This window comes from Paenibacillus sp. FSL H8-0261 (genome assembly GCF_045040645.1).
In the GTDB taxonomy this organism is placed as follows: domain Bacteria; phylum Bacillota; class Bacilli; order Paenibacillales; family Paenibacillaceae; genus Paenibacillus_AQ.
Genome location: NZ_CP150297.1, coordinates 1 through 17,003, shown reverse-complemented (window position 1 = coordinate 17,003; position 17,003 = coordinate 1). Strand labels below are relative to the sequence as shown.

Here is a 17,003-nt window from a genome sequence, read left to right as displayed (position 1 = left end):
TGTCAAACAAAATTTAAATCGTACCAACCCTTTAAGTAAATAAATACAACAAAAAGACCACTGTCGATTACTCAACAGTGGTCTTGCGTGCTTGGCAACGTCCTACTCTCCCAGGACCCTTCGGTCCAAGTACCATCGGCGCTGGAGGGCTTAACGGTCGTGTTCGGGATGGGTACGCGTGGAACCCCTCCGCTATCGCCACCAAACATGCGTCTGTGAAACAGACGCTGCCGCGTGAAATTTCGTTCATCACCAGAAGTGAGAATGAATTTCTTAGCGTGTTACAGGCTTGATGCCTGAAAACTGAATCCGAATTGAATTTGCGTATTAAGTATAGGATAAGCCCTCGACCGATTAGTATTGGTCAGCTCCATGCATTACTGCACTTCCACCTCCAACCTATCTACCTCGTCGTCTTCAAGGGGTCTTACTAATTGGGAAATCTCATCTTGAGGGGGGCTTCACGCTTAGATGCTTTCAGCGCTTATCCCGTCCGTACGTAGCTACCCAGCCATGCTTCTGGCGAAACAACTGGTGCACCAGCGGTACGTCCATCCCGGTCCTCTCGTACTAAGGACAGCTCCTCTCAAATTTCCTGCGCCCACGACAGATAGGGACCGAACTGTCTCACGACGTTCTGAACCCAGCTCGCGTACCGCTTTAATGGGCGAACAGCCCAACCCTTGGGACCTACTTCAGCCCCAGGATGCGATGAGCCGACATCGAGGTGCCAAACCTCCCCGTCGATGTGGACTCTTGGGGGAGATAAGCCTGTTATCCCCAGGGTAGCTTTTATCCGTTGAGCGATGGCCCTTCCATGCGGTACCACCGGATCACTAAGTCCGACTTTCGTCCCTGCTCGACTTGTAGGTCTCGCAGTCAAGCTCCCTTATGCCTTTGCACTCTTCGAATGATTTCCAACCATTCTGAGGGAACCTTGGAACGCCTCCGTTACTCTTTAGGAGGCGACCGCCCCAGTCAAACTGCCCGCCTGACACGGTCCCCGTACCCGGTAAGGGTACTAGGTTAGAACCTAGATACGATCAGGGTGGTATCCCAACGGCGCCTCCACCGAAGCTTGCGCTCCGATTTCTACGGCTCCCACCTATCCTGTACAGATCGTACCCAAATTCAATATCAAGCTGCAGTAAAGCTCCATGGGGTCTTTCCGTCTTGTCGCGGGTAACCTGCATCTTCACAGGTATTAAAATTTCACCGGATCTCTCGTTGAGACAGCGCCCAAGTCGTTACGCCATTCGTGCGGGTCAGAATTTACCTGACAAGGAATTTCGCTACCTTAGGACCGTTATAGTTACGGCCGCCGTTTACTGGGGCTTCGGTTCATAGCTTCGGGTTACCCCTAACCACTCCCCTTAACCTTCCAGCACCGGGCAGGCGTCAGCCCGTATACTTCGCCTTGCGGCTTCGCACAGACCTGTGTTTTTGCTAAACAGTCGCTTGGGCCTTTTCACTGCGGCCCCCTCGTGCTATTCACACTACCGGGGCACCCCTTCTCCCGAAGTTACGGGGTCATTTTGCCGAGTTCCTTAACGAGAGTTCTTCCGCGCGCCTTAGAATTCTCTTCTCGCCTACCTGTGTCGGTTTGCGGTACGGGCACCTTCTCCTGGCTAGAGGCTTTTCTTGGCAGTGTGAGATCATGACCTTCGCTACTATAATTTTCGCTCCCCATCACAGCCCAGCCTTAACGATGTGCGGATTTGCCTACACACCAGCCTCACTGCTTAGACGGACATATCCATCAGTCCGCGTCACTACCCTCCTGCGTCACCCCATCGCTCATAGCGGATTACGGTGGTACAGTAATTTCAAACTGTTGTCCTTCGACTACGCCTTTCGGCCTCGCCTTAGGTCCCGACTTACCCTGAGCGGACGAGCCTTCCTCAGGAAACCTTGGGCTTTCGGCGGATCAGATTCTCACTGATCTTTTCGTTACTCATACCGGCATTCTCACTTGTATGCTGTCCAGCGCTCCTTACGGTACACCTTCAACCCACATACAACGCTCCCCTACCCCAGATACATACGTATCTAGCCATAGCTTCGGTGGTGTGTTTAGCCCCGTTACATTTTCGGCGCAGAGTCACTCGACCAGTGAGCTATTACGCACTCTTTCAATGGTGGCTGCTTCTAAGCCAACATCCTGGTTGTCTGTGCAACTCCACATCCTTTCCCACTTAACACACACTTGGGGACCTTAGCTGATGGTCTGGGCTGTTTCCCTTTTGACAATGGATCTTAGCACTCACTGTCTGACTCCCGGCAATAAGTATATGGCATTCGGAGTTTGACTGAGCTTGGTAATCCTTGCGGACCCCGCACCCAATCAGTGCTCTACCTCCACTACTCTTATACCGAGGCTAGCCCTAAAGCTATTTCGGGGAGAACCAGCTATCTCCGAGTTCGATTGGAATTTCTCCGCTACCCCCACCTCATCCCCGCATTTTTCAACATGCGTGGGTTCGGGCCTCCAGTGCGTGTTACCGCACCTTCACCCTGGACAGGGGTAGATCACACGGTTTCGGGTCTACGTCCACATACTAAATCGCCCTATTCAGACTCGCTTTCGCTGCGGCTCCGTCTTCTCGACTTAACCTTGCATGTTAAACGTAACTCGCCGGTTCATTCTACAAAAGGCACGCCATCACCCATTAATAGGGCTCTGACTTTTTGTAAGCACACGGTTTCAGGTTCTATTTCACTCCCCTTCCGGGGTGCTTTTCACCTTTCCCTCACGGTACTGTTTCACTATCGGTCGCCAGGTAGTATTTAGCCTTAGCAGATGGTCCTGCTGGATTCATACGGGGTTTCACGTGCCCCGCACTACTCGGGATCCGTCTCGGAGAGAACACAGTTTAGGTTACAGGGCTTTTACCTCTATCGCGGGCCTTTCCAGACCTCTTCACCTACCATATTCCTTTGTAACTCCATGTGAGACGTCCCACAACCCCTAAGAGCAAGCTCTTAGGTTTAGGCTGTTCCGCGTTCGCTCGCCGCTACTGACGGAATCACTATTGTTTTCTCTTCCTCAGGGTACTTAGATGTTTCAGTTCCCCTGGTCTGCCTCTACATCTCCTATGTGTTCAGAGATGAGTAACTGCGAATTACCACAGCTGGGTTTCCCCATTCGGACACCCCCGGATCAAAGCTTGCTTACAGCTCCCCGAGGCAGTTTCGTTGTTCGCCACGTCCTTCGTCGGCTCCTGGCGCCTAGGCATCCTCCGTGTGCTCTTATTAGCTTAACCTTCGCTCCGATGTTTCGCTTGTTCGCACAATTGAAAATCTTCGCTTCCAGCTAATAACTAACGTACTTGTTTACACAAGTTTTAGCTAAAAGATGTTCTAAAACGCAAATTCGTTTCGGTATCCAGTTTTCAAGGATCAAGTCTTACTGAGAGCTTAAACTCTCAAAACTGAGCAACGAGTGAGTTGTGGAAGCTTAGCTTCCGATTTGAATGTCTTCATTGCAGAAGACGATTCTCCATAGAAAGGAGGTGATCCAGCCGCACCTTCCGATACGGCTACCTTGTTACGACTTCACCCCAATCATCTACCCCACCTTCGGCGGCTGGCTCCCTTGCGGGTTACCCCACCGACTTCGGGTGTTGTAAACTCTCGTGGTGTGACGGGCGGTGTGTACAAGACCCGGGAACGTATTCACCGCGGCATGCTGATCCGCGATTACTAGCAATTCCGACTTCATGCAGGCGAGTTGCAGCCTGCAATCCGAACTGAGACCGGCTTTGATGGGATTGGCTTCACCTCGCGGTTTCGCTTCCCGTTGTACCGGCCATTGTAGTACGTGTGTAGCCCAGGTCATAAGGGGCATGATGATTTGACGTCATCCCCACCTTCCTCCGGTTTGTCACCGGCAGTCACTCTAGAGTGCCCAGCCTTACCTGCTGGCAACTAAAGTTAAGGGTTGCGCTCGTTGCGGGACTTAACCCAACATCTCACGACACGAGCTGACGACAACCATGCACCACCTGTCTCCTCTGTCCCGAAGGCCGCCACTATCTCTAGTGGATTCAGAGGGATGTCAAGACCTGGTAAGGTTCTTCGCGTTGCTTCGAATTAAACCACATACTCCACTGCTTGTGCGGGTCCCCGTCAATTCCTTTGAGTTTCAGTCTTGCGACCGTACTCCCCAGGCGGAGTGCTTACTGTGTTAACTTCGGCACCAAGGGTATCGAAACCCCTAACACCTAGCACTCATCGTTTACGGCGTGGACTACCAGGGTATCTAATCCTGTTTGCTCCCCACGCTTTCGCGCCTCAGCGTCAGTTACAGCCCAGAAAGTCGCCTTCGCCACTGGTGTTCCTCCACATATCTACGCATTTCACCGCTACACGTGGAATTCCACTTTCCTCTTCTGTACTCAAGTCACCCAGTTTCCAGTGCGACCTCAGGTTGAGCCCAAGGTTTAAACACCAGACTTAAATGACCGCCTGCGCGCGCTTTACGCCCAATAATTCCGGACAACGCTTGCCCCCTACGTATTACCGCGGCTGCTGGCACGTAGTTAGCCGGGGCTTTCTTCTCAGGTACCGTCACTCCGATAGCAGTTACTCTACCGGACGTTCTTCCCTGGCAACAGAGCTTTACGATCCGAAAACCTTCATCACTCACGCGGCGTTGCTCCGTCAGACTTTCGTCCATTGCGGAAGATTCCCTACTGCTGCCTCCCGTAGGAGTCTGGGCCGTGTCTCAGTCCCAGTGTGGCCGTTCACCCTCTCAGGTCGGCTACGCATCGTCGCCTTGGTGGGCCGTTACCCCACCAACTAGCTAATGCGCCGCAGGCCCATCCCTCAGTGACAGATTGCTCCGTCTTTCATTCTTTCTTCAGGAGAAAAAAGAAATTATCCGGTATTAGCTACCGTTTCCGGTAGTTATCCCAGTCTAAGGGGCAGGTTGCCTACGTGTTACTCACCCGTCCGCCGCTAAGTTATTTTGAAAGCAAGCTTTCAAAATAACTCCGCTCGACTTGCATGTATTAGGCACGCCGCCAGCGTTCGTCCTGAGCCAGGATCAAACTCTCCAATTAGTATTGAAAAGAGCGATATGCTCATTTTGAAACATCTGACGAGAAAATTAATTCTCTAATTTTGGATATCACTTTCGTGATTTCCTACTCACTCGTTGTTCAGTTTTCAAAGATCAAGTTCTCGTTGGCGCCGTTTAATGTCTCAGCAGCAACTCTTATACTATATCATGTTCAGCCGTTTAATGTCAAGCTCTTTTTTTAACTTCTTTTTCGAGCTCGGCATGTGTGTTTCTCGGCCAGAAATAGAATATATCATGTATAGAGATTCATTGCAACACTTTTTTTAATATAATCTATAAATAAGAGACTGTGCTATTAATCACCCTTTATATATTGGTATATACCTGTTAGCACAGTCTCATTTATGCAGTCTCTTAATACTTCCCTCTCTAAGCAATGATCTCCTGAATATACAATTCTCGCTCCAACATTAGGTTCACAATCGTACCCTCTACCTTAATCATAGGACGTGTTGGATTAGCACGGTCAGTAAATATGATCTCTCCATGACGTCCATCGCTCAAACGTATTCTGGTTCCATTAAACAAATCGGTACTCTTCTGTATAAAGGTCTGTACAATAACTGGGTCGAGCTTACCGAAGCTTTCTGTCATTATCTGCTCTAACACTAAATAAGGAGACTGTGCTTTTCTATAGGCCCTTTCTAGAGTCATTGCATGGAATATATCTGCTACCGCAACTACTTTAGCGTAAAAATGAATCTGGCTACCTTCTAGCTTAAGTGGGTATCCAGACCCGTCAACCTTCTCATGATGCTGCAATGCTGTTAGTCTTACCCCTTCATTAATCGCTGTAACATTACGCAACAATTGATAGCCATATGTAGTATGTCTGCGAACCTCTTCTATTTCAGCACTATTAAGTGACTCCGGCTTATGTAAAAGAGAACTATCTACTTTTGCGTTTCCGATGTCATGTAGCAATCCGGCAAAAGCGATCTGCATCCAATCCTTTTGCGGATACCCGCACCATTGAGCGATCTTATATGATGTTAACGCGGACAGTACGGCATTGTGATAGTTGTAATCCTCGTCTTTTAACGTACGTGGAGAAAACTTCAACACATGATAATCCTTCAAATGACTAATAAGTAACTCTAATTGACTCCGCAACTCAAAAATAGGAAGTGAGGCTGCCGTTACCGAACGATAGCTAGTCCTAATAAGTGCGATCATTTTTTCATATTCATCATGTAGTGGGGAATTGTTCTTAATCAGCATCGATTCATTTATAATCGCTCCAGCTTTAAGTGCTGTCTGCTTGGCGTTTTTTTTGACAGCATCAGAGTTGTCCTCTCCCTGAACACCTTCGATCTCCACTTGCCCAACCAAAAAAGCTTCTAAAATTTCTAGATCACGGGGGAGTAGTATTTTTCCCTTGGTGAACAAAATCCCCCCCAAAGGTGTAATTACATCTTTGGTTATCTTTGAGCCCGCTTTAACTTCTCCAGCCAATACACTTGGCATATACTCAGCCCCTTAATTTCTATAACAATAAGCTCAGGATTACCGAAATCTAATATGACAGATAATTTCTGAGAAAATAGTACTTTATATACTGATTTATACTCTATCGGCTAATTATAGTACGGATAAAAGGAAGCGACTAGTGAAATGAAAACTATTCTTATAAAAATTCTCATTAAATTTCATTAAATAACTAGCTATTAATTCAACACAGCAAAAAGAGCAAGGGTCTCTGTAATAGAAGCCCTTGCTCTTTATTGATATAACCTACTCTAAGTTATCTTCTTGATCCTCAGCGATTGTTTCCGGTTGATCAATATCACCAGATTCATCTACTGTTACTTGTTCCTCGAGGCCTTCCATATCTTCAGACAATTCGTCTTCTTCGTTCTTATCTGCTCTGCACAGAGTAGCCACTGCATCATCCTCGCGGATGTTAATTAGCTTAACCCCTTGCGCATAACGACCCATAGTAGAGATTCCATCCATGCTGGTACGAATCAAGGTACCGCTTGTAGTAATGATCATTAAGTCTTCATCGTTCTTAACGACTTTTAGACCAACTACAGGGCCATTCTTCTCAGTGAGATTAATGGTCTTGATTCCTTTACCACCACGAGTCTGGGAACGATAGTCACCGGCTGGTGTCCGTTTACCATAACCCTTGCTAGTAACAATCAGAACCTCAAGCTCCTTATCGACACAATCCATACCGATGACATGGTCATTACTATCAAGCGTAATGCCCTTCACACCTGTCGCGCTACGACCCATAGAACGAACATCATTCTCTGAGAACGTAATCGACATTCCGCGAGCTGTACCGATAATAAGATTTTGCTGTCCATCTGTCAGCTTAACCTCAATTAGAGAATCCTCTTCACGAAGGTTAATAGCGATAAGTCCGCCTTTGCGGATGTTATTGTAATCCTCAAGCGGCGTCTTCTTCACGATACCTTCGCGGGTAGCAAAGAACAAGTACTTGTCACTATCGGTTTCTTCCACTTGGATTACGGCACTAATCTTCTCACCTTGTTCAATTTGAATCAGGTTGATGATTGGTGTCCCACGTGCTGTACGTCCCAGCTCTGGGATCTCATAAGCTTTAATCCGGTATACCTTACCCTTATCGGTAAAGAACATCAGATAGTTATGAGAGTTACTCACGAAGAGATGCTCCACAAAGTCCTGATCCTTGGTGTCCATCCCCATGACTCCGCGCCCTCCACGCTTCTGACTGCGGTAGGTGCTGACAGGTAGACGTTTGATGTATCCCGTATGTGTAATAGTGATAACAACCTCTTCACGCGTAATAAGGTCTTCATCCAGGATACTTTCTTCACCAACGGTAATCTCTGTCCGGCGTTCATCAGAATATCTATCACGAATATCCTGCAGCTCGTTACTGATGATTTCCAGTACAAGATGCTCATTCGCCAAAATTTCACGGTACTCTGCAATTTTAGCTAGCAATTCGTTATATTCATTCTCGATCTTTTCTCTTTCCAGACCGGTCAGACGCTGCATCCGCATATCGAGGATCGCTTGAGCCTGCTCTACGCTAAGGCTAAAGGTGCTCATTAATCCCTCACGGGCTATGTCCGTTGTCCGAGAAGCACGAATTAACGCAATAACTTCATCCAGATGATCCAGCGCAATACGCAGACCTTCTAAAATATGAGCGCGTGCTTCGGCTTTTTTAAGATCAAATATTGTACGACGACGAATAACTTCAATCTGGTGCTGCAAATAATGATAGAGCACATCACGCAGATTAAGAATTTTCGGCTCGTTGTTTACGATGGCCAGCATGTTGATACCAAATGTAGATTGCATAGAAGTATGTTTATATAGATTGTTCAACACAACATTTGGATTCACATCACGTCTCATCTCGACAACTACACGCATACCGTTACGGTCAGACTCATCTCGAAGATCCGTTATACCCTCGATCCGTTTCTCACGTACTAATTCTGCGATTTTCTCAACCAGTCTCGCCTTATTCACCTGATACGGCAGCTCATGTACAATGATGCGAGCCTTACCGTTATTCTCTTCAATCGTTGCCTTTGCACGCATGGTCACTGAACCACGCCCCGTACGATAAGCCTGACGAATACCCTCACGACCCAAAATATATCCAGCCGTTGGGAAATCTGGGCCTTGGATATACTCCATCAATTCCATAGGGGTGATATCAGGATTCTTAATCATCGCCTGCACACCATCGATAACTTCACCTAGGTTATGCGGTGGAATATTAGTAGCCATACCTACAGCTATACCAGATACCCCATTAACGAGCAGGTTCGGATAGCGAGCTGGTAATACAACTGGCTCATTCTCTTCACCATCATAGTTGGGTGCGAAATCAACTGTTTCTTTGTTCAAATCTCGAAGCATTTCGCCTGCAATCTTGGAAAGACGGGCTTCTGTATAACGCATCGCTGCAGCCATATCACCATCAATCGAACCAAAGTTCCCGTGACCGTCCACAAGCATATAGCGCATAGAGAAATCCTGAGCCATCCGTACCATTGTTTCATAGACGGCTGAGTCACCGTGAGGGTGGTACTTACCGATAACCTCACCGACGATTCTTGCCGATTTCTTATGAGGCTTATCCGCAGACATTCCAAGTTCCGACATCGCAAACAAAATGCGTCGGTGAACCGGCTTGAGTCCGTCCCGCACATCTGGCAAAGCCCGGCTAACAATGATGCTCATTGCGTAATCCATAAAGGATTCACGCATTTCCACGCCAATGTCCCGATCTTTGACTTGTGGGTTATTTTGTTCAGCCATGAGTTGCTGGACCTCCTTCAGTTAAAAAACCGCTACCCTTAATTATATTACTTTCACAAAAGTAGCACAATTAAACATGATAGCCTTTTATCTTCTAATATTGATTTCTTTTGCGCTGATTAGGGTATTCGCCCTTTCCGCAAATGTCTTTAGTACATAGACTGTAAAGACAAGAAACACGGTTTTATTATCCTAGTATCGTTCGATAAGGCATAACCCCATATCCTTATATTATACCATTGTTTAGGTAGCTTGTCCTGATTTTCAGCTGCCAAAGATTATGCTTCCACAGCAAGTTTTGTACAAGGGAATTCCAAAGAGCAAATGCTGCACAAAATTGTTAAGGAGGAAGATAATGAAGATTCAACGAGTCCCAAGTAAATGGGCTAAAACAAAAGTTATCCTTCAAAATCAATCTCTATCTCTATATGTGCCTGATACTCGTAAATATGATTTAAATGTTCTTAAAGAAATGCTTGCGTTATATGCCATGGTCTATATAAAACCTGATCGCGGAAGCTTTGGTATTGGTGTAATGAGAGCTGAGCAGCGTACGGTGATTTTAAGTCCTAGCCAGCAGAAGACTGAAATGACTGTCACCGCCAATAACGAGGAGAGAGAACAGCAAGAAGCACAGGTCCTATATATTTTAAGATATGCAAAGACGGCAGAAGTTTTCTTCTCCCCCGAAGAGCTGCATGAGGCCTTACAGAAACGAATTCAGAACCATACCTACCTCGTCCAAAAAGGAATTGATCTCCTGCGTCATCAAGATCGTCCCTTCGACCTTCGAGTTCTTGCCCAAAAGACTCCATCAGGTGCATGGGAAACAACAGGAATGCTCGGAAGAGTAGCTGCCCCTCAGAAAATCGTCACCAATTATCATAGTGGAGGCAGTATTCTGTCAGTAAATACATTATTAAAAAATCATATGAACCCTTCTGAAACACTCTCCACGATTAATCAATTAAAATCTTTAGGCGTACAAATTGCAGGCCAATTGGAAACCACCTATCCAGGAATTAAAGAAATTGGTCTGGATATTGCCATGGATCAGCATATGGATATGTGGCTGCTTGAGGTCAACACGCTTCCATCCATTGTTGTATTCAAGTTATTTCCTGATAAATCTATCTATCGTAGAATACACCGCTATGCTGTAGCATACGGACGTGTAAAAGCTAGAAAATCCCCATATACTACCCGCAATAGGCAATATACTAAAGCCTAAAAATCAGCTCTGAAACCAAAAAAACCTCCAGCATTCTCATTCCGTTAGGAACAGAAGCCGGAGGTTTTTATGCTTGAATGTAATTGTTACACATCAAGGTATCTGACGCTCTTCGCATGCTCATGGATAAAGTCACGTCTTGGTTCAACATTATCGCCCATCAGCGTATCAAAGATACTATCAGCAAGCATCGCATCTTCAATCGTTACTTGTAGCATCATACGAGCCTCAGGATCCATCGTCGTGTCCCACAGCTGGGTAGCATTCATTTCACCCAAACCTTTGTAGCGCTGAACATTGACCTTAACATTCTCACCAAAAGAGGCGATAATCTCATCGCGTTCCTTCTCGCTACCTGCATAACGGATCACTTTGTTGCGTTCTATCTTGAACAATGGCGGTTGTGCGATATAGATATAACCTGCATCTACTAGCTTCCGCATGTAACGGTAGAAGAATGTTAACAACAGAGTTCTAATATGAGCTCCATCGACGTCGGCATCCGTCATAATAACGACTTTATGGTAACGAGCCTTCGATAGGTCAAAATCATCACTGATTCCTGTACCAAGAGCAGTAATAATAGCCCGGATCTCGGCGTTGGATAAAATACGGTCTAAGCGTGCCTTTTCTACGTTTAGAATCTTACCACGCAGCGGTAGAATCGCTTGGAAATGACGATCCCGGCCCTGCTTGGCCGATCCACCCGCAGAGTCACCTTCGACGATATACAGTTCGCTGATAGACGCATCCTTGGATGAACAGTCCGCAAGTTTACCAGGTAGTGCACTGACTTCAAGCGCACTCTTACGGCGGGTTAACTCACGAGCCTTACGAGCGGCTTCTCGTGCACGTGAAGCTGAAAGCGACTTCTCAAGGACACGGCGTGATACTGCCGGATTCTCTTCCAGGAATTCCTGCAATTTCTCTCCGAACAGTGATTCTACTATTCCACGGACTTCACTATTTCCGAGCTTAGTCTTCGTTTGACCTTCGAACTGAGGCTCTGGAATTTTGACAGAAATAATGGCTGTCAATCCTTCACGCACGTCGTCGCCAGTCAGATTTGAATTACCATCCTTCAGCACACCCGCTTTACGGGCGTAATCGTTGATAATACGTGTTAAAGCACTTTTGAAGCCGGATTCATGCGTTCCGCCCTCATGGGTATTAATATTATTCGCAAAAGAGTAGATGTTCTCTGTATACGAATCATTATATTGGAGAGCTACTTCAACCTGAATCATATCACGTGAGCCTTCCACGTAGATTGGTTCCTCGTGCAGCGCTTCTTTTTTCTCATTCAGATATTTCACATATTCAACGATACCACCCTCATATTTGAACACGTTGGTGACATCGGTCCGCTCATCATGCAGTGAAAGCTCAATTCCTTTGTTAAGAAAAGCTAGCTCTCGAATACGAGTAAGCAGTGTCGCATATTCAAAGACCGTGGTTTCAGTAAAGATTTCAGGGTCCGGATGAAAAGTTGTAGTCGTACCTGTCTCTTCCGTATCTCCAACAACTTTGATCTCATACTGTGGTGCACCACGTCTGTATTCCTGCTGATAAATATGCCCATCACGCTTAACATTAACAACAACCTTCTCAGACAAGGCATTTACTACGGAGATACCCACACCGTGTAAGCCGCCTGATACTTTATATCCGCCGCCGCCGAATTTACCGCCTGCATGCAGTACTGTCATTACAACTTCAAGCGTCGACTTTTTAAGTTTTTCATTTTCACCTACAGGTATGCCACGTCCATTATCGATAACAGTAATCCCGTTATCCTCATGAATAATCACTTGAATCCGGTCACAATAACCTGCTAGGGCTTCATCGATACTATTATCTACGACCTCCCACACCAAGTGATGGAGACCTTTAGAACTAGTGGAACCAATATACATGCCCGGACGTTTCCGGACAGCTTCTAGCCCTTCCAGTACCTGAATCTGGCTCTCATCATATGTCGGTTGATTCATTGACATGCCTTCACCTACTTCTTTCAGATTATCTCTTTGTTACTAAACGCAAGTTATATTTCGAGCAAAATTTTGGCTCTTTTTTTGAGAGTGGAGGAGGAAATGGGGGAGTAATACACGATATTTTTAGTGACGACAATAGATTTTGCTTCCTCTTCACCAATCCGCTCAAGCTTCTTGTCCTGCTCAGAGTAAATGACGAATTGCTTAGACACCTTGGAAGATTTCTCAATCGAAATATCAAATATTGCAATTAACTCCGAAGAGCGAATAATCTTCTCCCCGCCCAAATGAATATACATGATCTTCCTCCGCTCTTTATAACTCCACTTTTCCATCATGAACATGATATAGGCTGGCGCCCTTTAATTTATCGGCATTCAGACCCTCAATCCCGGTAGCGGTAATGAATGTCTGTACCTTGCTTTGAAAGGTTTCAATAAGCTGGGTCTGTCGGTAAGGATCAAGCTCGGATAAAACATCATCAAGAAGCAGCACAGGATATTCTCCGATTTCTTCATGGATCAGCTCGATTTCCGCCAGCTTGAGCGATAAAGCCGTTGTACGCTGCTGTCCCTGAGAACCGTAGACCTGAGCTTCCCTTCCGTTGATAAAAAAGGACAGGTCATCCCGATGGGGACCCGTCAGCGTCATGCCGCGCCTGATTTCTTGTTCTCTCGTTTGTGATAACTTTAACATAAAATTGTCTAATAAGACAGCTTCATCTTCCTCATCCCGATCGCCGAAAGAGGGGACATAGAGCAATTTCAGTTCTTCTCCGCCGTTCGTAATCCCCCGGTGTATGCTTTCAGCCCATATTTGCAGCTTCTTTATGAATTGTTTCCTTTTTTTGACGATTTTAACACCGTGCTCCACAAGTTGAGCATCCCAAATTTCCAAAAGGTCTTTTCCCGCTGCCTCTTTCCCCCACAACTGCTTCAGCAAATTGCCTCTTTGTAAGAGAATTTTTTGATACTGCTGGAGGTGAAATAGATAACTGGGCTGGACTTGGCCAATCTCCATATCGAGAAAACGCCGTCTGATGCCAGGTGTGCCTTTGACTATCTCTAAATCTTCCGGTGCAAACATAACCACATTGAGTGATCCCACAAACTCACTAAGACGTCGTTGTTCTAAACCGTTAATCTTAGCTTTTTTACCTTTGGCAGATAGGGTGAGCTCTAGCTTGAGATCGCCGTACTTACGTTCTACCTCGGCAATGATCTGAGCAGCATCTCCAGGGGCATCGAATGAGATAAGTTCGCGATCCTTCGAGGTGCGGTGGCTTTTGGTCATCGCCAGGACGAACAATGCCTCCATGAGGTTTGTTTTGCCTTGGGCGTTCTGACCCAGAATCAGATTCACATCGCCCAAGCTCTCCAGACGCAGCAGCCCGTAATTCCGATAATGCTGCAGACCGATATTTTTAACAAACACGAAATGGTTCCTCCCCTAGCCTACTCCTCTTTGACTCCTCCGCCTTCAACCTGAAATGTGCCGTTATCCTGCACTTCAATTTGATCACCCGGATAAAGTTTTCTTCCGCGCCGTTCCTCTACTTCTCCGTTAACAAGTACATGTCCTTCTTGCAGCAAAGCTTTAGCCATTCCACCTGTGGATACACAATCAGAAAGTTTCAGGAATTGATCCAGCTTAATATATCCACTGTGGATAAGTATTTTTTTCATGGTTTTTATCCTTTCAGCCACTTATCCACATGTTCATGAATGTTGGCATTAATTTGTTGTACGGTAAGGCAAAATAATATACAAGCTATTGGTTTGATCGAGTGGCTTCAAAATGATCGGACTCATCATTCCTGTAAATGCTATTACAAGTTGCTCACTCTCAATAACTTTTAAGACATCGAGCATATATTTGGAGTTGAAAGATATTTTGAGCGGTTCACCTTTGAAATCAATGACTTCAAGTTCTTCGCGAACTTTACCAAGCTCAGAAGAGCTAGATGAAATTTCAATACCACCTTGCTCAAGCGTCTGCATGCGCACAATATTGGTTTTTTCTTCACGGGACAGCAAATAAGCACGATCAATCGATTCGCTTAATTTTTTTGTGTCCAAAGTTAGTTCTGTTTTGTAGGTTGTTGGAATAATTCTAGAAGTATCCGGATAAATTCCATCAAGGATCCGTGAATAGAACAGTACTTTGTCGATTTTAAAGAGAACTTGATTGTCCGCAACCACAATATCAACGAGCATATTTTGATCAGGAATAATCTTGCTTAGCTCATTAAGAGTTTTACCGGCGATTACGATATTTGCAAATTGGACATTCTCCGTACCTTCTAGTTTTGCTGCTCTTGTAGCTAAGCGGTGGCGGTCTGTCGCTGTAAACTTAAACTCATTATCAGCCAGATTCCACAGTATACCTGTTAAAATCGGAGTTGTCTCTTGGGTAGAAATAGAAAAAGCGGTTTGTTTAATCATATTTTTCAGCAAATCACCTGGCAGGGAGATAGTATCGTTCTCCTCAATACTCGGTAGCACCGGGAATTCTTCAGGGTCTAAACCTACGATCTGAATCTCAGTGGATCCAGAAGAAATATACGTTTGGAATCCTTCTTTAACTTCCATGTGAATCTCTTTGGAGGGCAGCTTCTTAATAATCTCGACGAAAAATTTAGCGGGAAGAACAACACTTCCTGGCTGATCTATCTTCACGATCGTATGGCTGTCATTCTCTGCTGGAATAAACGATTGAATCGAAATATCGGTGTCGCTTGCAGTTAATGTTACGCCTTGATGGCTAACTTCCAGCTTAATACCGGTCAGAATAGGGATGGTTGTTCTACTGGATATAGCTTTGGATACGTGTTGAATGGATTCGTTGAGTTCATTTTTAAGAATGCTTATTTTCATGATTTCACTCCTAGCTGAAAAATTGGGAATTTCGTTGTATTGGTAGCTCTTTATTACGCGTCTTTACATGATGAATTATTATAGTTATTTAATAGTATTAGTAGTAGGGGCGTCTAATATGTGGATAACCCTATCAAATAGCATAAAATTAAGCCTACCCACATGTGTATAGATTGTGTATAGGCTCTTTGTTCCTCTTAGGAAGGATTTTTAATTTTCTCCGCAAGATTATTTACCACTTTGTACAACTCCTGATCGACCTTTAATGACTGTGTAATTTTATCATGCGCATGAATTACGGTCGTATGGTCACGTCCTCCGAATGCCTCACCAATCTTAGGGAGCGAATAATCGGTTAGTTCACGGGAGAGATACATTGCGATTTGACGTGGAAAAGCTACGGCTTTCGTACGTTTTCGCGCTTTGAAGTCTTCAAGGCGTAAATTGTAGTATTCACCGACTTTTTGCTGAATATCAGCGATGGTAATCATCTTAGGCCGGCTGGAAGGAATAATATCCTTGAGTGCTTCAGCTGCCAAATGAGTAGTTACATCCTGGTTAGTTAGCGATGAGTAAGCAACAACCCGGATTAATGCACCCTCCAGCTCACGAATATTGGTGTCAATCTGGTTAGCAATATACATCATGGCCTCATTAGGGATATCAAGGTTCTCTGCCTTCGCCTTTTTGCGCAAAATCGCAATTCGGGTTTCTAGATCGGGTGGTTGAATATCCGTAATCAAGCCCCACTCGAACCGGGAACGTAGCCGTTCTTCCAGTGTGGGAATTTCCTTTGGCGGTCGGTCGCTGGAGATGATAATTTGCTTGCGTTCTTCGTGGAGCGCATTGAACGTATGAAAAAACTCCTCCTGCGTGGACTCTTTTCCAGCGAGGAATTGAATATCGTCAATAAGCAAAATGTCAACGTTACGATACTTATTGCGGAAGCTTTCACCGCGGTTATCACGGATTGAATTGATAAATTCATTCGTGAATTTCTCTGATGAGATGTAAATAACCTTGTTATTCGGGTTATGTTCTAGAACATAGTGCCCAATGGCATGCATTAAATGGGTTTTGCCCAGACCTACACCACCATATAAAAACAAGGGATTGTATGCTTTGGCCGGCGCTTCGGCTACTGCCAGTGAGGCTGCATGCGCAAAACGGTTGCCGGAGCCGATTACAAAAGTGTCAAAAGTGTACTTGGGATTGAGTAGATGCGTTTGCGCTTCTTCTCGTGATACTACGGGAGTGGGAGCGGATTGTTGAACCACAAGCTCAGGCGGCTTGCTTTCTTCAATCACGAATTTTACATCCACTTGTTTCCCAGTGACTTCGTAGACCGTTGCTCCTACTAGTTTGGTGTAGCGACTTTCCAGCCATTCTACTGCGAACGTTGTAGGTGCCGAGATAATGAGAACCTGGGAGTTGAAGGTTATCGCTTTAGTAGCCTTAAACCAGGTATCAAAGCTCGGCTTGCTTAATTTGGTTTGAATAATCGATAAAATTTGCTGCCATAATTCGGAAGTATGGCTGTCCAC

9 protein-coding genes and 3 rRNA genes are annotated in these 17,003 nt (G+C 45.5%); 1 reads left to right on the top strand and 11 read right to left on the bottom strand.

From position 1 onward, the window contains the following. Window positions 1-89: 89 nt before the first annotated feature. The 5 genes from rrf to gyrA form a co-directional block, all read right to left on the bottom strand. Window positions 90-206 (bottom strand): 5S ribosomal RNA (gene rrf / locus MHI27_RS00060). Window positions 207-334: 128 nt separating this feature from the next. Then, window positions 335-3,263, bottom strand: a 23S ribosomal RNA gene (locus MHI27_RS00055). Between the two features lie 242 nt (window positions 3,264-3,505). Beyond that, window positions 3,506-5,063: ribosomal RNA gene (locus tag MHI27_RS00050) — 16S ribosomal RNA — on the bottom strand. Together the 16S, 23S and 5S rRNA genes form the textbook arrangement of a ribosomal RNA operon. Window positions 5,064-5,452: 389 nt before the next feature. After that, entirely contained in the window at window positions 5,453-6,550 is a 1,098-nt protein-coding gene (locus MHI27_RS00045) for an HD-GYP domain-containing protein (RefSeq protein WP_405175341.1), read from the bottom strand. Between the two features lie 267 nt (window positions 6,551-6,817). Beyond that, window positions 6,818-9,358, bottom strand: a complete 2,541-nt coding sequence (gene gyrA, locus MHI27_RS00040) for a DNA gyrase subunit A (protein WP_405175340.1) — start codon at window positions 9,356-9,358, stop codon at window positions 6,818-6,820. A 355-nt stretch (window positions 9,359-9,713) separates the two neighbouring features. Between gyrA and MHI27_RS00035 the strand changes: the two genes are divergently transcribed. Continuing rightward, window positions 9,714-10,589 carry a YheC/YheD family protein gene (locus MHI27_RS00035; RefSeq protein WP_405175339.1) on the top strand — a complete coding sequence of 292 codons (876 nt, stop codon included), beginning with the start codon at window positions 9,714-9,716 and terminating at the stop codon, window positions 10,587-10,589. 86 nt (window positions 10,590-10,675) lie between these two features. On the opposite strand, the gene gyrB is transcribed toward MHI27_RS00035, so the two are convergent. The 6 genes from gyrB to dnaA form a co-directional block, all read right to left on the bottom strand. Then, window positions 10,676-12,586, bottom strand: a complete 1,911-nt coding sequence (gene gyrB / locus MHI27_RS00030) for a DNA topoisomerase (ATP-hydrolyzing) subunit B (protein ID WP_042183779.1) — start codon at window positions 12,584-12,586, stop codon at window positions 10,676-10,678. Window positions 12,587-12,633: 47 nt separating this feature from the next. Beyond that, the gene (gene remB / locus MHI27_RS00025; RefSeq protein ID WP_405175338.1) at window positions 12,634-12,882 is read right to left on the bottom strand and encodes an extracellular matrix regulator RemB; all 249 of its coding nucleotides are present in this window, start codon (window positions 12,880-12,882) and stop codon (window positions 12,634-12,636) included. 16 nt (window positions 12,883-12,898) lie between these two features. Beyond that, a complete protein-coding gene (recF, locus tag MHI27_RS00020) occupies window positions 12,899-14,017 on the bottom strand; it encodes a DNA replication/repair protein RecF (RefSeq protein WP_042123050.1) in 1,119 nt (372 codons plus the stop codon). 20 nt (window positions 14,018-14,037) lie between these two features. Further along, window positions 14,038-14,268, bottom strand: coding sequence for a S4 domain-containing protein YaaA (gene yaaA, locus MHI27_RS00015; protein ID WP_042123047.1), 231 nt, complete (start codon window positions 14,266-14,268; stop codon window positions 14,038-14,040). A gap of 48 nt (window positions 14,269-14,316) precedes the next feature. After that, window positions 14,317-15,459 (bottom strand): DNA polymerase III subunit beta, encoded by a 1,143-nt coding sequence (dnaN, locus tag MHI27_RS00010; RefSeq protein ID WP_339244164.1) that lies wholly within the window; start codon window positions 15,457-15,459, stop codon window positions 14,317-14,319. A 197-nt stretch (window positions 15,460-15,656) separates the two neighbouring features. Beyond that, on the bottom strand, window positions 15,657-17,003 hold the full coding sequence (gene dnaA / locus MHI27_RS00005; RefSeq protein WP_042183777.1) for a chromosomal replication initiator protein DnaA: 1,347 nt from the start codon (window positions 17,001-17,003) through the stop codon (window positions 15,657-15,659).